This is a genomic window from Micromonospora sp. DT233 (assembly GCF_049841815.1).
In the GTDB taxonomy this organism is placed as follows: Bacteria; Actinomycetota; Actinomycetes; order Mycobacteriales; family Micromonosporaceae; genus Micromonospora.
The window spans coordinates 276209-294520 of record NZ_JBNCLB010000001.1; the positions used below are offsets into that span (position 1 = coordinate 276209).

Annotated in this window: 14 protein-coding genes and 1 pseudogene; 4 read left to right on the plus strand and 11 right to left on the minus strand. The window is 72.3% G+C overall.

What is annotated here, in order from left to right; all coding sequences use genetic code 11:
- Positions 1 to 125 precede the first annotated feature (125 nt).
- The 7 genes from ACLQ2V_RS01285 to ACLQ2V_RS01315 all read right to left on the minus strand — a co-directional run bounded on the left by ACLQ2V_RS01285 (position 126) and on the right by ACLQ2V_RS01315 (position 8414).
- The gene (locus ACLQ2V_RS01285; protein ID WP_425716470.1) at positions 126 to 1139 is read right to left on the minus strand and encodes an ABC transporter ATP-binding protein; all 1014 of its coding nucleotides are present in this window, start codon (positions 1137 to 1139) and stop codon (positions 126 to 128) included.
- The gene (locus ACLQ2V_RS01290) at positions 1132 to 2160 is read right to left on the minus strand and encodes an ABC transporter ATP-binding protein (RefSeq protein ID WP_425716972.1); all 1029 of its coding nucleotides are present in this window, start codon (positions 2158 to 2160) and stop codon (positions 1132 to 1134) included. The genes ACLQ2V_RS01285 and ACLQ2V_RS01290 overlap by 8 nt, the downstream gene beginning before the upstream one ends.
- Before the next feature lie 26 nt (positions 2161 to 2186).
- Positions 2187 to 3158: an ABC transporter permease gene (locus ACLQ2V_RS01295; protein ID WP_425716471.1), complete on the minus strand. Its 972-nt coding sequence runs from the start codon at positions 3156 to 3158 to the stop codon at positions 2187 to 2189.
- Positions 3151 to 4077 (minus strand): ABC transporter permease, encoded by a 927-nt coding sequence (locus ACLQ2V_RS01300; RefSeq protein ID WP_425716472.1) that lies wholly within the window; start codon positions 4075 to 4077, stop codon positions 3151 to 3153. The genes ACLQ2V_RS01295 and ACLQ2V_RS01300 overlap by 8 nt, the downstream gene beginning before the upstream one ends.
- A 148-nt stretch (positions 4078 to 4225) precedes the next feature.
- Complete coding sequence (locus tag ACLQ2V_RS01305) at positions 4226 to 5863, minus strand: peptide ABC transporter substrate-binding protein (RefSeq protein ID WP_425716473.1); 1638 nt, start codon at positions 5861 to 5863, stop codon at positions 4226 to 4228.
- 620 nt (positions 5864 to 6483) lie between these two features.
- Positions 6484 to 7173, minus strand: coding sequence for a response regulator (locus ACLQ2V_RS01310; protein WP_425716474.1), 690 nt, complete (start codon positions 7171 to 7173; stop codon positions 6484 to 6486).
- Positions 7174 to 7175: 2 nt separating this feature from the next.
- Positions 7176 to 8414, minus strand: a complete 1239-nt coding sequence (locus ACLQ2V_RS01315) for a PspC domain-containing protein (protein ID WP_425716973.1) — start codon at positions 8412 to 8414, stop codon at positions 7176 to 7178.
- 184 nt (positions 8415 to 8598) lie between these two features.
- Here ACLQ2V_RS01315 and ACLQ2V_RS01320 point away from each other — a divergent pair, with 184 nt between their 5' ends.
- From ACLQ2V_RS01320 to ACLQ2V_RS01330, 3 genes and pseudogenes are all read left to right on the plus strand, one after another.
- The gene (locus ACLQ2V_RS01320; protein ID WP_425716475.1) at positions 8599 to 10155 is read left to right on the plus strand and encodes a PspC domain-containing protein; all 1557 of its coding nucleotides are present in this window, start codon (positions 8599 to 8601) and stop codon (positions 10153 to 10155) included.
- Positions 10152 to 10335: pseudogene (locus ACLQ2V_RS01325) on the plus strand (hypothetical protein); the annotation flags it as partial. The gene ACLQ2V_RS01320 and the pseudogene ACLQ2V_RS01325, both read left to right, overlap by 4 nt.
- Before the next feature lie 364 nt (positions 10336 to 10699).
- A complete protein-coding gene (locus tag ACLQ2V_RS01330) occupies positions 10700 to 11953 on the plus strand; it encodes a phosphatidylserine decarboxylase (protein ID WP_425716476.1) in 1254 nt (417 codons plus the stop codon).
- 68 nt (positions 11954 to 12021) lie between these two features.
- Here ACLQ2V_RS01330 and ACLQ2V_RS01335 read toward each other — a convergent pair whose 3' ends face one another.
- On the minus strand, positions 12022 to 12939 hold the full coding sequence (locus ACLQ2V_RS01335; RefSeq protein ID WP_425716477.1) for a CDP-alcohol phosphatidyltransferase family protein: 918 nt from the start codon (positions 12937 to 12939) through the stop codon (positions 12022 to 12024).
- Positions 12940 to 13411: 472 nt separating this feature from the next.
- On the minus strand, positions 13412 to 14359 hold the full coding sequence (locus ACLQ2V_RS01340; RefSeq protein WP_425716478.1) for an NUDIX domain-containing protein: 948 nt from the start codon (positions 14357 to 14359) through the stop codon (positions 13412 to 13414).
- Positions 14360 to 14503: 144 nt separating this feature from the next.
- Here ACLQ2V_RS01340 and ACLQ2V_RS01345 point away from each other — a divergent pair, with 144 nt between their 5' ends.
- Entirely contained in the window at positions 14504 to 14869 is a 366-nt protein-coding gene (locus ACLQ2V_RS01345) for a PspC domain-containing protein (RefSeq protein ID WP_425716479.1), read from the plus strand.
- 16 nt (positions 14870 to 14885) lie between these two features.
- Here the strand turns inward: ACLQ2V_RS01345 and guaA are convergent, their stop codons facing one another.
- Together guaA and ACLQ2V_RS01355 are read right to left on the minus strand one after the other, a co-directional pair.
- A complete protein-coding gene (gene guaA, locus ACLQ2V_RS01350; RefSeq protein ID WP_425716480.1) occupies positions 14886 to 16442 on the minus strand; it encodes a glutamine-hydrolyzing GMP synthase in 1557 nt (518 codons plus the stop codon).
- A 60-nt stretch (positions 16443 to 16502) separates the two neighbouring features.
- Entirely contained in the window at positions 16503 to 18215 is a 1713-nt protein-coding gene (locus ACLQ2V_RS01355) for an FAD-dependent oxidoreductase (protein ID WP_425716481.1), read from the minus strand.
- Positions 18216 to 18312: the final 97 nt, after the last annotated feature.

The following is an 18312-nucleotide window of genomic DNA, read 5'->3' on the forward strand; positions in this document are numbered from 1 at the left end:
GCGCAGAGACGCGAGCAAGACGCGGCAGCCAGCCGCGCGGGAAGGCCCGGCGCGCCCAGACGCGAAACCGCCTGCCGGCGTCGTGCGGACGGCGGCAGGCGGTCGGTTCGGTCGGCCCGGGAGACTCACGCTCCGTGGGTGGGGACGACCTCACGCTTCTCCGCGAAGTGGCAGGCGCTCGGGTGGTCCGAGCCGGGCCGGACCTCCAGCGCCGGGACCTGCTCGGCGCAGATGTCCTGCGCCTTCCAGCAGCGGGTCCGGAACCGGCAGCCCGAGGGCGGGCTCACCGGCGACGGCACGTCACCGGTGAGTCGGATGATCGCCTTGTTGTTCCGCTGGGTCGGGTCCGGCACCGGCACCGCCGAGAGCAGCGCCTGGGTGTACGGGTGGCTCGGCCGCTCGTAGATCTCGTCCTCGGTGCCGATCTCGGCGATCTTGCCGAGGTACATCACCGCGACCCGGTCCGAGAGGTGGCGCACCACCGACAGGTCGTGGGCGATGAAGACGTACGAGAGCCCGAGCTCGTTCTGGAGCTTCTCCAGCAGGTTCATCACCTGCGCCTGGATGGAGACGTCCAGCGCCGACACCGGCTCGTCGCAGACGATGACCTCCGGCCGCAGGGCGAGCGCGCGGGCGATGCCGATGCGCTGGCGCTGGCCGCCGGAGAACTGGTGCGGGTACCGGTTGATGTGCTCCGGGTTGAGCCCGACCAGGTCGAGCAGCTCCCGGACCTTGTCCCGACGGCTGCCCTTCGGCGCCACCTCCGGGTGGATCTCGAACGGCTCACCCAGCAGGTCACCCACGGTCATCCGGGGGTTCAGCGAGGTGTACGGGTCCTGCATCACCAGCTGGATCTGCCGGCGGAGGCGCCGCAGTGCCGCACCGGAGAGCTTGGAGATGTCCTGGCCCTTGTAGAACACGCTGCCGGAGGTCGGCTTCTCCAGGTTCATCAGTACCCGGGCGAGGGTCGACTTGCCGCAGCCGGACTCGCCGACCACGCCGAGCGTCTCGCCGGCGCGCAGGTCGAACGAGACCCCGTCGACCGCCTTGACCTGGCCGATGGTCTTGCGGAACACCACACCCCGGGTGACGGGGTAGTGCTTGACCAGGTCGCGGACCTCGATGATGTGCTCAGTCACGGTTCACCAGCTCCTCGGCGAAGTGGCAGGCGCTGGCCCGGCCGTTGCCCACCTGTAGCAGCGGCGGGCGCTTCTCCCGGCACACCGGCTGGGCCATGGGGCAGCGCGGGTTGAACGGGCAGCCCGGCGGAATGTTCATCAGGTTCGGCGGAAGGCCCTTGATGGTCCGGAGCTGCTGCCCCTTCTCGTCCAGCCGCGGAATCGACTCGATCAGACCGATCGTGTAGGGGTGCGCCGGCTTGGCGTACAGGTCGTACACGTCGGCTTCCTCGACGATACGGCCGGCGTACATGACCGCGATCCGGTCCGCGACGTCGGCGACCACGCCGAGGTCGTGGGTGATCAGGATCATGCCCATCTGGCGCTCCCGCTGAAGCTCGGCGAGGAGGTCCATGATCTGGGCCTGCACGGTCACGTCGAGCGCGGTGGTCGGCTCGTCCGCGATCAGCACCTCCGGGTCGAGCGCCAGCGACATGGCGATCATCGCGCGCTGCCGCATACCGCCGGAGAACTGGTGCGGGTAGTTGTTGAACCGGCCCTTGGCGTTGGGGATCTTGACCTGGTCGAGCATCTCGATCGCGCGCTTCTTGGCCTCGGCGCGGCCCATGCCCCGGCGGATCCGGAACTGCTCGGCGATCTGGAACCCGACGGTGAAGACCGGGTTCAGCGCGGAGAGCGCGTCCTGGAAGATCATCGCGATGCCCTCGCCGCGGATGCGGCGGCGCTCCTCGTTGGACATGCGGAGCATGTCCTTGCCGTGGAAGCGGACCTCGCCGCCGGTGACGAAGCCGGGCGGCGTGTCGAGGATGCCCATGATGGTCTGTGCCGTGACGCTCTTACCGGAGCCGGACTCGCCGAGCACGGCGAGGGTCTCCCCCGCGTCGACGTGGTAGGTGACCCCGTTGATGACCTTGGCGACGCCGTCCCGGGTACGGAACTCCACCCGCAGGTCTTCGACCTCGAGCAACCGCCCGGCGGGACGTCCGGAGCCGCCGGGTCCCGGCGCGGACTGCTCAGACACGAGAATGTCGGACAACTGGATCTCCCCTAGCGGAGTTTCGGATCGAGGGCCTCGCGGACCGCCTCGCCGAGCATCACGAAGCTCAGCACGGCGGCGACGAGGAACGCGGCGGGGAAGAACACCAGCCCTGGCGCGACTCGGAGGAAATCCTTACCGTCGCTGATCATGATGCCCCAGGACACCACCGGTGACTTCAGACCGACGCCCAGGAACGACAGGGTGGCCTCGGCGCCGATGAACGAACCGACCATGATCGTGCCGTAGACCAGCAGCGGGGCCAGGCAGTTCGGCAGCAGGTGCTTGAGGATGATCCGGCCGGTCCCGGCGCCCAGGGCGCGGGCGGCGACGATGTAGTCGGCCTCCTTGGTGGCCAGCACCGAGGAACGCATCAGCCGCATCACGACCGGCCAGCTCAGCACGACCAGGGAGGCGATCACCAGGCCCATGATCTCGGACTTGCTGTTGCCCGAGCCGGAGCCGTTGAACGTGGTCAGGATGACGATCGCGCCGAGCACGAAGGGCAGCCCGAAGAAGACGTCGGCGATCCGGCTGAGCAGGCCGTCCACCCAACCACCGCGGTAGCCGGAGATGATGCCCATGGCACCACCGAGGAGCAGCGTGCCGACCACGGAGAGCACGGCGACGATGATGGAGGCCCGCGCGCCGTAGATGACCCGGGCGTAGACGTCCCGGCCCTGCACGTCGTAACCGAACCAGCCGTTGGCCGACGGCTTGTCGAGGCTCCTGGTGAGCGAGCCGTCGACGGGGTTGCCGCCCGGGGCGAAGAGCCCCGGGAAGGCCGCCATCATCACGAAGAGGAGGATCAGCGCGGCCGAGACCCAGAACAGCGGCTTGCGTCGCAGGTCCCGCCACGCGTCGCCGAGCAGGCCGCGCGGCTTCTCGTTGCTCTGCGGCAGCCCCGTCCCGGTGGGTGCGACGGTGTCGGTCGGCTGAACAGCGGGAGTGCTGACGATCGATGCGGTGCTCGGGTCACTCATAGCGGATCCTCGGGTCCAGGGCGGCGTAGAGCAGGTCAACCAGCAGGTTCATCACGAGATAGACCAGGACCAGCACCACCACGATCCCTACCACGGTAGCGCTTTCCTTGGTGACGATCGCGCGGAAGACCTGGCGGCCGATTCCATTGATGGAGAAGATGCCCTCGGTGACGATCGCGCCGCCCATCAGGGCACCGAGGTCGGTGCCGAGCAGGGTGACCACCGGGATCAGCGAGTTGCGCAGCAGGTGTACGCCGACCACCCGGCGCATCGGGAGCCCCTTGGCGATGGCGGTACGCACGTAGTCGGCGCGGCGGTTCTCCGCGATGCTCGTGCGCGCCAGCCGGGCGATGTAGGCAACCGATGCGCTACCGAGCACGAAGCCCGGCACGATCAGCTCGGAGAGCCGCATCTCGGCGGAGACGGTCGGCTTGACGATGCCCCACTGCACGCCGAGCAGCCACTGAAGCACGAAGCCGACGACGAAGACCGGCAGCGCGATCAGGAAGAGGGTGGAGACCAGCACCAGGTTGTCCAGGAAGCCGTTGCGCCGCAGACCGGTCAGCACGCCGGCGCCGAGGCCGATCACGGCCTCGATGGCGAGCGCCACCAGGGCCAGCTTCAGGGTGTTCGGGTACGCCGTCAGGATGATGTCACTGATCTCGCGCTGCGAGAAGGTCGTGCCGAAGTCGCCCTGAAGCAGGTTCTTCATGTAGTTGGCGTACTGCACGAAGACGTTGTCGTCCAGGTGGTACTTCTCCGTCATGACGGCGACGTACTGGTCCGGGCAGCGACGCTCACCGCACTTGCCGGCGAACGGGTCACCCGGGACGGCCCAGACGAGCCAGTAGATGAGGAACGTCGTACCGATGAAGACCGGCACGAGTTGGAGCAGCCGTCTCAACAGATAACGGCCCATGGGGTCCTCCAGACAAGGGGCGCGTCGGACGGCCGACACGGTGGTGACAACGTTGCGAGCGGAGCGTGGTGACACCCGTTCGCGGAACGGCCCCGGGTCGGGCTCACCGGGATTGCGGCGAGCCCGACCCGGGGTCAGACCGTTCGGATCAGAGCTCGACCGAGGTGATGTCGAGTTCGCCGACGTTGTTCAGCTCGAGCTTCTTGATCTTCTCCGAGTGACCGGACTGCTGACCGTAGAAGTAGACCGGGATGGTCGGAACTTCCTGGTCGACGATCTCGATCGCCTTGGCGAAGCCCTCGTGCGAGGCCTCCAGGGTCGGCGCGGCACCGGCCTGCTTGGCCAGGGCGTCGACCTCCTTGTTGCTGTAGAGGCCGTCGTTCGAGGAGCCGCCCGTCACGTAGAGCGGGTTGACCCAGTTCTCCACGTCCGGGTAGTCCTGCTGCCAGGCGGCGCGGTACGGGCCCTTCATCTTGTGGGCGTTGATGTTGGCGCGGAAGACCGCGAAGGTCGGGACGCCCTCGGCCCGAGCGTTGATGCCCAGGTTGGTCTTGATCTGCTGCGCGACCGCGTCCATCCAGTCCTTGTGGCTGGAGTCGGCGTTGTAGTAGAAGACCATCTCGCCCGGGAAGCCACCGGCCTCGGCCAGCAGCCGCTTGGCCTCGGTCACGTCGAACTTGCAGGCGGTGCAGTTGCCCGCCTTCGCACCCGGGGTCAGCGGGTTCGCCCAGCTGTCGGCCGGCTTGCGGGTCCCGAAGAAGATCTTGTCCGAGACCTCCTGCCGGTTGATCGCCAGCGACACGGCACGACGCAGCTTCGGGTCCTGGAAGCGCTTGTCGTACAGGGGGAACGCGATCAGCGCGGTCGTCGGCGTGGTCGTCGACCGGCCCCGCTCCGCCAGGTCGGCCTTCCACTTGTCACCGGCGAGCGCCGAGGTGGGGACCGTCTCCATGAAGTCAAGGTTGTTGGAGAGCAGGTCGGTGTAGGCCGCCGTCTCGTCCTGGTACAGCTTGACGTCGACGTCCTTGACCTTCATGGTGTCGCGCAGGTTGTAGTCGTCGAAGCGGGTCAGCTTGATGAGGACGTTGTCCTCCCACGACACGAACTTCACCGGGCCGTTGGCGATCGGCTTCTTGCCGAACTCCTCGGGCTTCTGGGTGAAGAAGACGTCCGGCAGCGGCATGAAGGCGGCGTAGCCGAGCTTGGTCGGGAAGACCGCAGTCGGGGACGCGAGCGTGACCTCGAAGGTCTGCTCGTCGATGATCTTCAGGCCGGACATCTTGTCGGTCTTCGGCTCCGGGGCCTTCTGCGGGCCCTCGCCGTCCGGGTCCATCGCGTAGGTGTCCGCGAAGCCCTGGATGTCCGAGAAGAAGGTGCCGTTCTGCGCCGCGTTCGGCGAGTAGGCGGACCAGTTCCAGGCGTCGACGAAGTTCTTCGACTTCACCTCGGTACCGTCGTGGAACTTGGTACCCTTCTTGATCTTGATGGTGAAGACCTTCGAGTCCGTGGTGGTGATGGACTCCGCCAGCGCGTTGCGCGGGGCCCCACCGTCGTTCGGGTACTCGACCAGACCGGTCCACAACCAGTCGATGATCTTGCCGCCACCGGTCTCCGTGGTGTTCGACGGGACCAGCGGGTTCTCCGGCTGCACGCCATGGATGGTGATCGCGCCGTCCTTGCCGCCGGCGGCGTCGCCGTCGCCGTCGCCGGTCGAGCAACCGCTCGCGACCAGCGCAGCAGCCGCGCTGAGCGCGATCGCGCTCGTCGCCCGCTTCGAGACTCTCATTCCGAGGGGCCTCCTCTTTCTGAACCTGGATCCGTCGTGGGTTTCACGCTCGTTTGGGGGTGACACCGCCTGGCCGCCCTGGGAAGGGCCGCCGGGTGCACAGGGAAGCCGAAGACGCCCCTGGTGTTCCGATCCGCCGGGCTCCCCACCCGACGAGGCGCGGCCCGAAGCAGGCGACACAGCCACGAGGCCACCGCGAGGAGCGGAGGTCGTGGTCGCGAGCCGTACGGAGTGCCGCACACCGGGGGTGAGGTGCTGCAACTGTGACACCTACCGGCCCATTACGTGAAGGTGCCGTTATCAAGCCGTTAGTTGGTCGCCGTGTTGCCGATACTTGAAAAAAGATCACAAAAAGCTCCGGCCACACCGCCCTGACCAGGGGATACGCGCTGAGCGCGGTGCCGGACGGCTGCGGACGCGCCCGACTCTGTGAGCTTTGCCGCTCGAAACCGACGCCCGTCGAAGTCCACCGCTCGACGCGCATGATCACCCGTAGGGACGATGCTCGACTCGGCTGTGCGGCCACCGGAACCGGCCGGGCGGGTGAGGGACGAAGACGGTCCGCCGGAGCGACGAAGTGAAGCCGACGGATGCCACACCGTGCCGGACCACCGGTTCGGTCAGACCAACCGGCGATCGGCCGCCCACCGGGACAGCTCGTACCGGTTGGACATCTGGAGCTTGCGCAGCACGTTCGACACGTGCGTCTCGACCGTCTTGACGGAGATGTAGAGCTCCTTGGCGATCTCCTTGTACGCGTACCCCCGGGCCAGCAGCCGAAGCACCTCCCGCTCCCGGTTGGTGAGCTGGTCCAGCTCCGGGTCGGCCAGCGGGGCGTCCGGCCGGGCCGCGAAGGCGTCCAACACGAACCCGGCCAGCCGGGGGCTGAACACGGCGTCCCCGTCGGCCACCCGGCGGACCGCCGCGGCCAACTCCGCCGCGGAGATGGTCTTGGTGACGTAGCCCCGGGCACCGGCCCGGATCAGGCCGATGACGTCCTCGGCCGCGTCGGAGACGCTCAGCGCCAGGAAGCGCACCGTCGGGTGGCTACGGCGCATCGCCTCCAGCACCGCCCGGCCGCCGCCGTCGGGCATGTGCACGTCCAGCAGCACCACGTCGGGGGCGGTGGCGGCGATCCGGGCCACCGCCTCGGCCACCGTGCCCGCCTCGCCCACCACCTCGACGTGGGCGCCCAGCTCGGCGCGTACCCCCGCGCGGAACATGGCGTGGTCGTCGACGAGGAAGACGCGCAGCCGCCCGGGGCGGCCCGGGGCCTCCCCGGTCGGCCCGTCCGAATGGTGCTCGGCCATGGTCAGCTCTCCCTCTCCGCAGTGGACTGGTCGCGGGGGATCGGCAGGATCAACCGCACCTCGGTGCCCTCCCCCGGCACGGAGCGGATCTCCGCCCGGCCGCCGTGCCGCTTCATCCGTCCGACGATCGAACCCCGTACGCCGTGCCGGTGCTCCTCCACCGTAGCCAGGTCGAAGCCGCTGCCCCGGTCCCGCACGAAGACGCTGATCTGCTCCGGCTCCACCTCCGCGTAGAGCGAGACCGAGCGCACCCCGGCATGCCGGGCCGCGTTCACCAGCGCCTCCCGGGCCGCCGCGACCAGCGCCCCGACCCGCTCGTCGGTCTGCCGATCACCCACCACCACCGGTTCCACGGTGACCGCGAAGGTGTCCTCCACCTCGGCCGCCGCCTGCTCCAGGGCCGCCGCGAAGCGTTCGGCGGGCGAGGCCGTCGGCTTGTAGAGCCAGGTGCGCAGCGACCGTTCCTGCCCGCGCGCCAGCCGCTGCACGGTCGTGGTGTCGGCGGCGTTGCGCTGGATCAGGGCGAGGGTGTGCAGCACCTGGTCGTGCACCATGGCCGCCAGCTCCGCGCGTTCCTGCTCGCGGATGCGTCCCTCCCGCTCCGCCCGGAGCTGGTTGTACGTCCGCCACAGCACCGGCGCCGCCACCACCCCCACCCCGGCCAGCCCCACCAGGGCGAAGACGACGCCGTTGACCACCGCCTCGATGTTCTGGGCCGGTGAGTAGACCGCCACGACGCCGATGATGCCGACCGCGACCAGCACCCCGCCGCCGATGAAGCGCAGCACGAAGGCGCGCCGGTCGCTCTCCTGGACCACCGCGCCCAGCCAGGGCACCGCCAATCCCTCGCCCCACTGCCGGCGGCGTTCCGGGGCGGACTGGTGCCAGATCACGCCGGCGCCCACCGCGATGATCGCGACCAGCCAGCCGGCGGTGCCGGTCGCGCCGACGGAGTCGAAGACCAGCACCTGCACCAGGAGCACCCCGAGCCCGATCGCCACGAACGGCAGCAACTGACCCACGTCCCGCCGGGGCGGGACGGCGATGTCACCGGGGCGCAGCGGCACGACCGCCCAGAAGGCGGCGTAGAGCAGCAGCCCGAGCCCGCTGAAGCCGAGCAGGACCGTGAAGGCGATCCGCACCCGCACGACCGGAATGCCGAGGTGGTCGGCGATTCCGGCGGCCACGCCGGCCGCCATCCGGTGCTCGGGCGCCCGGTACAGGCGCGGTGGCTGGGTCAGGGTGCTGATCGGGACTCCCCGGGTCAGGAGGTGGACGCCGCCGACGCGGTGCGCCTCGATCGTCACACGCCGGCATCGCCCCGGGCCACGGGGACGCCCCCGACATCCGCCCCCGAAGATCTCAGGGTGGGGTCAGGGTCGGTTCCTGAGGTGGGCCGGCGGGTCGGGGCAGCAGGATCGAGGCATGACCGAGGAAGCTGCCCCGTCGCCCCCCACCGGGGCGGCACAGTCGGCCGGGCCACCGCCGGCGGGCCCGAAGCCCGCCACCCCCGCCGACCCGTTCCCGCCGCCGGGGTTCGAGGGCTACCCGCCCCCACCGCCCGCAGCCGCCGGCTTCACCTCCCGGTACGGGCTGCTCCGGCCCCGCGAGGGCCGCTACCTGGCCGGCGTGTGCGCGGCGATCGGCCGGGCCACCAACACCGACCCGGTGCTGTGGCGGGTGTTGCTCGCCGTGCTCGGGTTCTTCGGCGGCATCGGCATCCTCGGGTACGTCGCGGCCTGGCTGCTCATCCCGGGCGAGGGCGACACCGCCTCCCCGCTCGAGTCGATGCTGGGACGGGGCCGCTCCAGCATGTCCCCGATCACCGTGATCGTGCTGACCATCCTGGCGGCGGTGAGCTTCGGCTACATCGTCACCGACGGGTTCCGGGCGGTGCTGCTCGGCGCGGCGATCCTGGTCGGCGGCGCGCTGCTGCTCAACCGCTCCTCCTCCGGCCCCGGCGCACCGACGCCCGCCCCGCCCGGCCCGGTGCCGCCGACGGGGGCGACCGCCCCGGCCCCGTTCGCCCCGCCCACCGGCCCCGCCGCCGCCCCCGGCCCGGCGTTTCCCGGCACGCCCTCCACCGCGACCCCGGCCGCCCATGTCTCGACCGCCGCCTGGGCCCGGTCAGCGGTCGGGACGTGGGCCGCCACCGCACCGGCCGGGCCGAGCGCCGGGCCGGCGGCGGGCACGCCGAGCGGTCCCCTTCCCCCGGTCGGCGTGCCCGGGCCCGGGTATCCGCCGGTCGACGCCCCCCGGCCGCCGGCCGGTTACCGGCCGCCGTTCGCCCCGCACGGCCCGTACGCCGCCGGCCCGCGGCCCGCCCCGCCCGCGCCGGCCCGCCCCGCGGGCAAGCCGGCGAAGCGGCCCCGGGAACGCTCCCCGCTGGGCGCGGCGACCTTCTCGCTGGTCTTCCTGGCGCTCGGCCTGGTCGCCGTCGCGGACCTGCTGAACCTGGCCCCGGTGAGCCCGGCGGCGTACTTCGCGGCGGCCCTCGGCACCATCGGCCTCGGCCTGCTCGTCGGCGCCTGGTTCGGCCGGGCGCGCTGGCTGATCGCGCTCGGGCTGGTCACCTCGGCGGCGCTGGGCGTGGCCACGGTGGCCGAGTCCTACGACCGGATCCGGGGCGTGGACGGCAACGTCACCTGGGCCCCCACCGACCACCGCGACCTGGCCGACCGGTACGAGAACAACTTCGGCGACGCCGTGCTCGACCTGCGCGGCGTCGACCTCGACCAGCGGGAGACCATGGTGATCCTCACGGTCACCTTCGGCACGGCCACCGTGCTGGTGCCGCCGAACGTCGACGTGACCACCGTCGCCGACGTCAACGCCGGCAACGCCACGGTCTTCGGCAACCACTCCTCGGAGCTGGACGGCCGACTCCGGGAGAGCACCGACCTGGGCGGGGACGGCGCCGGGGGCGGGAAGCTGCGCCTCTACGTCCACGTCAACGCCGGCAACCTGGAGGTGACCCGATGAGGGCACACCGCACCGACCTCGTCTCCCTCGCCTTCGGTCTGGTCTTCGTGGCCCTCGCCGGGGCGTGGCTGCTCGCCCAGGTGCTGGGCCTGGCCCTGCCGCCGGCTGGCTGGTTCCTCGCCGGCGGGCTGATCCTCATCGGCGTGCTGGGGCTGACCGGCGCGCTGCGCTCCGGGCGAGCCGACCGCCACGCCGGGACCCAAGGCGACCGCAACTCCGGGACCCAAGACGACCGCAACTCCGGGACCCAAGACGACCGGAGCGCCGGGGCCCGGCCGGCGGCGGAGCGGAGCGGGGCCGTCGATCCCGGTGCCGGGCCGGGCACGGGGGCCGGTCCGGCACCGGCCGACGAGTGGGCCACCACCGACCCGACCCTGGCCACGCCGACGATCGACCCGACGGCGGCGTCCACACCGGATGGGCCGCCCCCCGGGCCGGGCCGCTCGGGCGGCTGAGCGCAGCGGTGCGGTCGCCCGCTCGGGGCGCATATGCTGGTTGGTGGAGAGTTCGTCTCCGTCGCTACCCCGTCAGGAGCCCGTTCGAGATGACCCAGTCCCCCGCCGTGCGCGTCACCGGCCGATCCGGTCCGGTCCGCGTCGGCGAGCCCGCCGCCCGTACCCTCGTCACCGAGTTCGCCCGGCGCAACGACCCCAAGGCCGGCCTGCTGGTCGGCGCGACCCCGACCAGCGCGGTGCTGGCCGCGGCGATCGAGGCCCTGCTGCCCGGCGACACGCTCACCGTCGTGCCGACCCCGGCGACCGCGCCCGCCGACCTGCGCGAGCACGTCACGGCCCAGGGCCGCTGGGTCGCCGACCGGGTACGGGTGGTGGACTCCCTCGCCGAGGCCGACCCCGCCGAGGTGGTGATCGCCGCCGAGCCGCTCACCGGCACCGTCGAGGAGGCCCGCGCCACGATCGACGGCCTCACCAAGTACCTCGCCGACGGCGCGGTGCTCAGCCTCGCCGCGCCGGTCGCCCCGGGCCGCACCGGCGGTGCCGCCGCCGAGTTGGAGCGGCAGGGCGCGCTGCACGGCGTCGGCACCGACCTGGTGCTGCGCAACTCCCCGCCGGTGCGGGTCTACCGGCTCCGGTTCACCCCGGCGGGCGCGGCGCTCGCCGCCCGGCTGGCCCCGGCGCACCGGCCGTCGAGCGTCCCGCTGACCCGCAACATGCACATCGACTCCAACGGCGTGGCCGCGGCCGGGATCACCCTCGGGCTCGCCGCGCTGGCCCGGGTGGTCCGGCCGAAGTCGAAGCTCTGGCTGCTGCCGGCGCTGGCCGCCGCTCCGGTGGCCGCGTTCTTCCGGGACCCGCAGCGCGACGTGCCCGAGGACCCTTCGGCCGTGGTGGCCTCCGCCGACGGGCAGGTGCTGTCGGTGCAGCGGCTGCACGACGAGCGCTTCGGCGACGGCGAGTGGCTGCGGGTGGCGGTCTTCCTGTCGGTGCTGGACGTGCACGTCAACCGGTCCCCGGTGGCCGGCAAGGTGGTGGACTACTTCGTCGCCGACGGCGGATTCGTCAACGCCATGAAGCCGGCCGCCGAGCACAACGTGGCGGCGTACACGGTGCTGGAGACCGAGCACGGCACGGTGGTCGTGGCGCAGCGCACCGGGCTCATCGCCCGGCGGATCGTGCAGCGGGCCCCGGTCGGCGCGCTGCTGGCGCGCGGCGAGCGGTTCGGCCTGATCCGGTTCGGCTCGCGGACCGACGTCTACCTGCCGGCCGACGCGGCCGACCCGCTGGTCGGGCCGGGCGACAAGGTCGTCGGCGGGGCCACGGTCATCGCCCGCTGGCGCTGAGGCGGGACGGAACGACCGCAGGGGCGCCGCTCGCGCGGCGCCCCTGCGGTGTTCGGTCGGTTGTCGGATCAGGCGGCGCGGCGCTGGTGCAGCCAGAGCAGCGGGCCGCTGACCAGGTAGCCCACCACGACCAGGGCGAAGGTCAGCCGGACGTCGACCAGCGCACCGACCACCGGGACCAGCCACAGCCACGGCGGCAGCTTGACCAGGCGGGCCAGCTTCGCGTACGGGAAGCTGGAGACCATCGCGAAGGCCAGCAGCGCCACCCCCGCGATCTGCACCAGGCCGGGCAGCGGCAGCCCGAGGGCCACGGTCAGGGCGAGCACGGCCGCCGCCATCGTGGTCGGCACGCCGCAGAAGAAGCGGCCGTCCTTCGGTGAGACGTTGAACCGGGCGAGCCGGATCGCCGCGCAGGAGGCGACGAGCGCGGCGGCCACCGCGGCGGCGGCCGGCGGTGCCTCGCCGGCCAGCGAGGCGTAGACCACGACCGGGGCGGCGAGGCCGAACGAGCACATGTCGGCCAACGAGTCCATCTGGGCGCCGAACGGACTGGCCACCCCGAACTTGCGGGCCAGCAGGCCGTCGAGCCCGTCGAAGACGACGCAGGCGATGAGCAGGAGCGCGGCGATGCGCGCCTCGCCGTGCATGGCCACGAAGATGGCGTTGATGCCGAGCACCAGGCTGGCCAGGGTGCAGGCGTTGACCAGCGCGAACTTGGCCCGGCGGGCCGGCGTGCGGGCCCCCGGCAGCAGCGGGATCGACGCCGAGGTCGGGTCGTCGACCGGGATGCTGGGGGGCAGCGCCGGGCTCACCGGCGCGATCGCCTGGGCCTCGGTGCGCTCGTACCGGTCGAGACCGTAGCGGCGGCGCTGCCGGTCGAGGTAGCGGTGCTCGGGCGAGGCCAGGTCGCCGCCCAGGGTGGTGTCGTCACGACGACCCACCCTCACGAGCAACACCTGACGGGCGAACGTGCTGCTGCGGCGCAACGGGCCCGCCCAGCGACGCCCTGCGGGACGCGGACTGTCAGTCGTACGACGCCGGCGCCATGGGGCTCTCGGCACGTTTCCTCCATCACCGGTTCGCTGGCCGCCACGGGGCGGGGATCCGGCCTTCTCGGCCGGACCGCTGCTGGCTCGGCAGCCGTTCAAGCGGAGTACACCATTGCACAGGGGAGTGGGACTTGGCGATAGCTGCCGGCGGTACTCACTTCTGGTCAAACCGCGCGATCCGCCTCATTATTCCCGTCTCGGGCTTCCCGCCCGTTCTTCCCTCAACCCTGACTGCAGCCTACCGGAGCCCGTCCACCCCGGCCCGCCGACGGCGCGCTATCCCCCCGAATGTCCGCTTCCACCAGCCCTCCCCACCCCATCACCCGGCCCATTGATCATGAAGTTATTGCCTACCGACCCGGCGTGTCACGGCAACAATTTCATGATCAACGCGGCAATGGGGTGCGGGTCACGTCAGGTGGGCGGCCTGGACGGCTTCGGCGGTGACCTCCGTCAGGTGGTCCGGGGGGAGGGCGCCCAGTTCCTCGCGGGCGAACCAGCGGGCCTCGCAGGTGGAGCCGCCGACGTCGATCACGGTGGGCGGGGCGGGCTGGTCGACCGCCACCCGGTAGAAGGCGCGCACGCCGTGCCAGTCGATCGGGTAACCCTCCGGGCCGAGCGAGGCGGCGTCGCGGTGACTGGCCACGCCGAGCAGCTCGACCAGGCGGCCCCGCTGGCCGGTCTCCTCGACCAGTTCGCGGATCAGCGCCGCGCCCGGCTGCTCGCCGTAGTCCGTGCCGCCGCCGGGCAGGTGCCAGCAGCCGGCCCCCGGGTACCCGGCGGAGATCCGGGTCAGCAGCACCCGGCCCGCCGGATCCGTGGCGACCGCGTACGCGGCGAAGCGCTGGGCCCGGTGCAGCCCGTCCGGGCCGGGGACCGCGTAGAAGGAGGGGAACTCCGGTGCCTCGTCGGGCACCACGTCGGCCGAGGAGGCGGGCAGGCCGAGGGCCCGCGCGGTGAAGGCGCGCAGCGGCAACTCGGCGGCCTCGGCGGGGGTGAACCAGCGGGCCAGGTCGGTGGGGCGGTCGACCCGGTCGGCCAGCGTGCCGCCGCGCACCGAGACCTGGTAGATGAGCCGGTCGGTGTGGATCGTGATGCCCCGCTCGGGCAGGGCCCGCATGTCCGCCAGGACGTCGGCCAGGCCGGCGACGGCGACCGAGAGCCCGGTCTCGGCGGCCGTCTCCCGCACGACGGTGTGGAACGGGTCCTCGCCGTGGTCGACGGCGCCGCCGGGCAGGGACCAGGCGCCGGGGGTGCCGGAGCGCTCCGATGCGCGGACCAGCAACACTCGGCCGACTGAATCGGCACAAACTGCGTATGCCGCGATCCTGCGCAGCGGCTCCAGCATGGTGGTCACGGGGGCAAATTCTCCCCGGCCGACGTTACCGCCAGAGAAAAGAGTCAGATTCCTGACTAATGACTGGATCATCAGGGATCGATCAGGGTAGTGGTCCGGGCCATCACCGAGGTCGGCGGACACCCGGGCGGGGAGCCTGGGGGCATGACCTCGACGCAGTCGCACCAGCCCCCGTACCGGCAGCTCCGCCGCCCCACCACCGACCGGATGGTGGCCGGGGTGGCCAGCGGCCTCGGCCGCTACTGCACCGTCGACCCCACCCTGGTCCGGGTCGTCCTCGCCGTCGCGACCCTACTCACCGGCGGGGTCGCCGCCCTGGCGTACCCGATCATGTGGTTCCTGATGCCGGAGGAGCCGGCCGGCGCCCCGGCCTGGCCGCACCCGACGGCGGGCGCGGCGACGCCCGGCCCGGTGCTGGCGGGGCCGGGCGGGCCGGCGGACGGCACCCCGGTCACCCCGGCCGAGCCGGTCACCCAGGTCGTCCGGACGGTGCCGCCCACGGCCGGGTGAACCGGCCGGGCGGGCGTCACTCCCACTCGATGGTGCCCGGCGGCTTGCTGGTGACGTCCAGGACCACCCGGTTGACCTCGGCCACCTCGTTGGTGATCCGGGTGGAGATCCGGGCGACGACCTCGTACGGCAGCCGGGACCAGTCGGCGGTCATCGCGTCCTCGCTGGAGACCGGGCGCAGCACCACGGGATGGCCGTAGCTGCGCCCGTCGCCCTGCACGCCGACGCTGCGCACGTCGGCCAGGAGCACCACCGGGAACTGCCAGACCCCCCGGTCCAGGCCGGCGGCGGTCAGCTCCTCGCGGGCGATCAGGTCGGCCTGGCGCAGCAGGTCGAGCCGCTCCCGGTCGACCGCGCCGATGATCCGGATGGCCAGGCCGGGGCCGGGGAACGGGTGCCGCCAGACCATCGCCTCGGGCAGCCCCAGCTCCAGCCCGAGCGCCCGGACCTCGTCCTTGAAGAGCGTGCGCAGCGGCTCGACCAGGGCGAACTTCAGGTCCTCCGGCAGGCCGCCGACGTTGTGGTGGCTCTTGATGTTGGCGGTGCCGGTGCCGCCGCCGGACTCCACCACGTCCGGGTAGAGGGTGCCCTGCACCAGGAACTCGACGTCGCCGTGCGCGGCGATCTCCCGGGCGGCGGCCTCGAAGACCCGGATGAACTCCCGGCCGATGATCTTGCGCTTCTGCTCGGGGTCGGTCACCCCGGCCAGCGCGCCGAGGAACCGGTCGGCCGCGTCGACCACCTTGAGCTTGATGCCGGTGGCGGCCACGTAGTCCTTCTCCACCTGCTCGGCCTCGCCGGCGCGCAGCAGCCCGTGGTCGACGAAGACGCAGGTGAGCTGGTCACCCACGGCCTTGTGCACCAGGGCTGCGGCGACGGCCGAGTCCACCCCGCCGCTCAGGCCGCAGATGACCTCCTTGTCGCCGATCTGCGCGCGGATCCGGGCGACCTGCTCGTCGATGATGTTCTCGGGCGTCCAGGTCGGCTCGACGCCGGCGATGTCGTAGAGGAAGCGGGTGAGCATCTCCTGCCCGTGCGCGGTGTGCCCCACCTCCGGGTGGAACTGCACGCCGGCCCGGCGGCCGGCCAGGTCCTCGAACGCGGCGACCGGGGCGCCGGCCGACTCGGCGGTCACCGTGAAGCCGGCGGGGGCCTCGGTGACGCAGTCGCCGTGGCTCATCCAGACCGGCAGGTCGGCCGGCAGGTCGCGGAGCAGCACCCCGGGCTCGGTGAGGCGGGGACGCAGCGGGGTGCCGCCGTACTCGCGGTTGCCGGTGCGCGCCACGGTGCCGCCGAGCGCCTGGGCCATCGCCTGGAAGCCGTAGCAGATGCCGAAGACCGGCACGTCGGAGGTGAACATCCCGGCGTCGATCTGCGGGGCGTCGGGGGCGTAGACGCTGGCGGGACCGCCGGAGAGGATGATCGCGGCCGGGTTCTTCGCCAGCATCTCGGCCACCGGCATCGAGTGCGGGACGATCTCCGAGTAGACCTTCGCCTCGCGCACCCGACGCGCGATGAGCTGGGCGTACTGGGCTCCGAAGTCCACCACGAGGACGGGACGAGGCGTGCTCATGGGCGCGAGCCTACCGACAGTCACGTTCGCGCCGGGCGGGGGTCGGCCGGTTCCGCCCTCCTAGCCCTGGGCGTCCAACCCCCGCAGGGCGGCGGGGGCGTGCGACGGGACGGCCGGGTCGGCGGGCGGCACCGGCTCCAGCCGGCGGTACGGGGCACCGAGCGGCGGCCGGGGGTCGGCCTCGCCCCGGTTGGGCCAGAACGACATCGCCCGTTCCGCCTGGGCGGTGATGGTCAGCGACGGATTCACCCCGAGGTTCGCCGAGACCGCCGCGCCGTCCACCACGTGCAGCCCGGGGTGCCCGTACATCCGGTGGTAGGGGTCGATCACGCCGTCGTCGGCGGTGGCGCCGATCACCGCGCCGCCGAGCAGGTGCGCGGTCATCGGGATGTCGAACGGCTCGGTCAGCGACCCGCCCGGCGTCCCGTCGATCTCCTCGGCCAGCAGCCGGGCCGCCGTGTTGCCGGCGGGGATCCAGGTCGGGTTGGGCGTGCCGTGGCCGGGGCCGGAGACCATCCGCTGCCGGAAGAGCCCGCGCCGCCAGCGGGTGGTCAGCGAGTTGTCGGCGGACTGCATCACCAGCGCGATCACGGTCCGCTCCGACCAGTTGCGGACGGTGAGCATCCGGGCGGCGGTGCCGGGCTGCCGCAGCAGGGTGCCCACCCAGCGCCGGACCCGGTGCGGGCCCCCGTCGACCAGCAGCGACTGGAGCAGCCCCATGACGTTGGAGCCCCGCCCGTAGCGGACCGGCTCGATGTGGGTCTGCGGGTCCGGGTGGAAGGAGCTGGTGATCGCCACGCCCTCGGTGAAGTCCAGCCCCTCGGCGCGGGCCCGCCCTGGTGCCACGGAGGCCCCGAGGATGGCCTCGGAGTTCGTCCGGGTCAGCTCGCCCACCCGCGGCGACAGCTCGGGCAGCGCCCCGGTGGCCCGCATCTGGTGCAGCAGCCGCTGGGTGCCGAGCGCTCCGGCGGCGAAGACCACCTGGTCGGCGTGGAACACCTGGCGGTGTTTGCGCAGCCAGGCCCCGGTGCGGACGGTCTCCACCCGGTAGCCGCCCCCGTCGGCCGGGCGGACGGCGGTGACCGTGGTCAGCGGGTGCACCCGCGCGCCGAGCCGCTCGGCCAGGAAGAGGTAGTTCTTCACCAGGGTGTTCTTCGCCCCGTGCCGGCAGCCGGTCATGCACGCCCCGCAGTGCGCGCAGCCGCCGCGCTCGGGGCCCACCCCGCCGAAGTACGGGTCGGCGACCCGCTCCCCCGGCCGGCCGATGTGCACCCCCACCGGGGTCGGGTGGTAGGTGTGCCCGACCCCCATCCGGTCGGCGACCGCCCGCATCGCCCGGTCCGCCCGGGTGTGCACCGGGTACGTGGTGACGCCGAGCATCCGCTTCGCCTGGTCGTAGTGGCGGGCCAACTCGGCCCGCCAGTCGGTGATGTCGCGCCACTGCGGGTCGGCGTAGAACGCGTCGAGCGGCTCGTAGAGGGTGTTGGCGTAGACCAGCGAGCCGCCGCCCACCCCGGCCCCGGAGAGCACCAGCACGCCGCCGCGGGCCTTGCGGCTGACCGAGCGGAGCAGGGTGATGCGTTGCAGGCCGTAGCAGCCGAGCTTCGGCGCCCAGAGGAACCGGCGCAGTCGCCACGACGTCTCGGGGAACTCGTCGTCGGCGAAGCGCCGCCCGGCCTCCAGGACGCCCACGGAGTAGCCCTTCTCGGCCAGCCTGAGCGCGGTGACGCTGCCGCCGAAGCCGGACCCGATCACCAGCACGTCGTACCTCATCAACGAATCATTACCGACGAGTAGCCATCCACACCACTGTCCGTTTTCGCGGGTCTCGCAGTCGCCCCCGGCGGCGGCGCGCTGACGCCGGTCGATC

What these genes read in the sequence shown, in the direction of transcription:
- ACLQ2V_RS01295 (WP_425716471.1), bottom strand. Translation starts at nt 3,158, where the DNA reads ATGAGTGACCCGAGCACCGCATCGATCGTCAGCACTCCCGCTGTTCAG.
- ACLQ2V_RS01300 (WP_425716472.1), bottom strand. Translation starts at nt 4,077, where the DNA reads ATGGGCCGTTATCTGTTGAGACGGCTGCTCCAACTCGTGCCGGTCTTC.
- ACLQ2V_RS01305 (WP_425716473.1), bottom strand. Translation starts at nt 5,863, where the DNA reads ATGAGAGTCTCGAAGCGGGCGACGAGCGCGATCGCGCTCAGCGCGGCT.
- ACLQ2V_RS01310 (WP_425716474.1), bottom strand. Translation starts at nt 7,173, where the DNA reads ATGGCCGAGCACCATTCGGACGGGCCGACCGGGGAGGCCCCGGGCCGC.
- ACLQ2V_RS01320 (WP_425716475.1), top strand. Translation starts at nt 8,599, where the DNA reads ATGACCGAGGAAGCTGCCCCGTCGCCCCCCACCGGGGCGGCACAGTCG.
- ACLQ2V_RS01330 (WP_425716476.1), top strand. Translation starts at nt 10,700, where the DNA reads ATGACCCAGTCCCCCGCCGTGCGCGTCACCGGCCGATCCGGTCCGGTC.
- ACLQ2V_RS01345 (WP_425716479.1), top strand. Translation starts at nt 14,504, where the DNA reads ATGACCTCGACGCAGTCGCACCAGCCCCCGTACCGGCAGCTCCGCCGC.
- guaA (WP_425716480.1), bottom strand. Translation starts at nt 16,442, where the DNA reads ATGAGCACGCCTCGTCCCGTCCTCGTGGTGGACTTCGGAGCCCAGTAC.
- ACLQ2V_RS01355 (WP_425716481.1), bottom strand. Translation starts at nt 18,215, where the DNA reads ATGAGGTACGACGTGCTGGTGATCGGGTCCGGCTTCGGCGGCAGCGTC.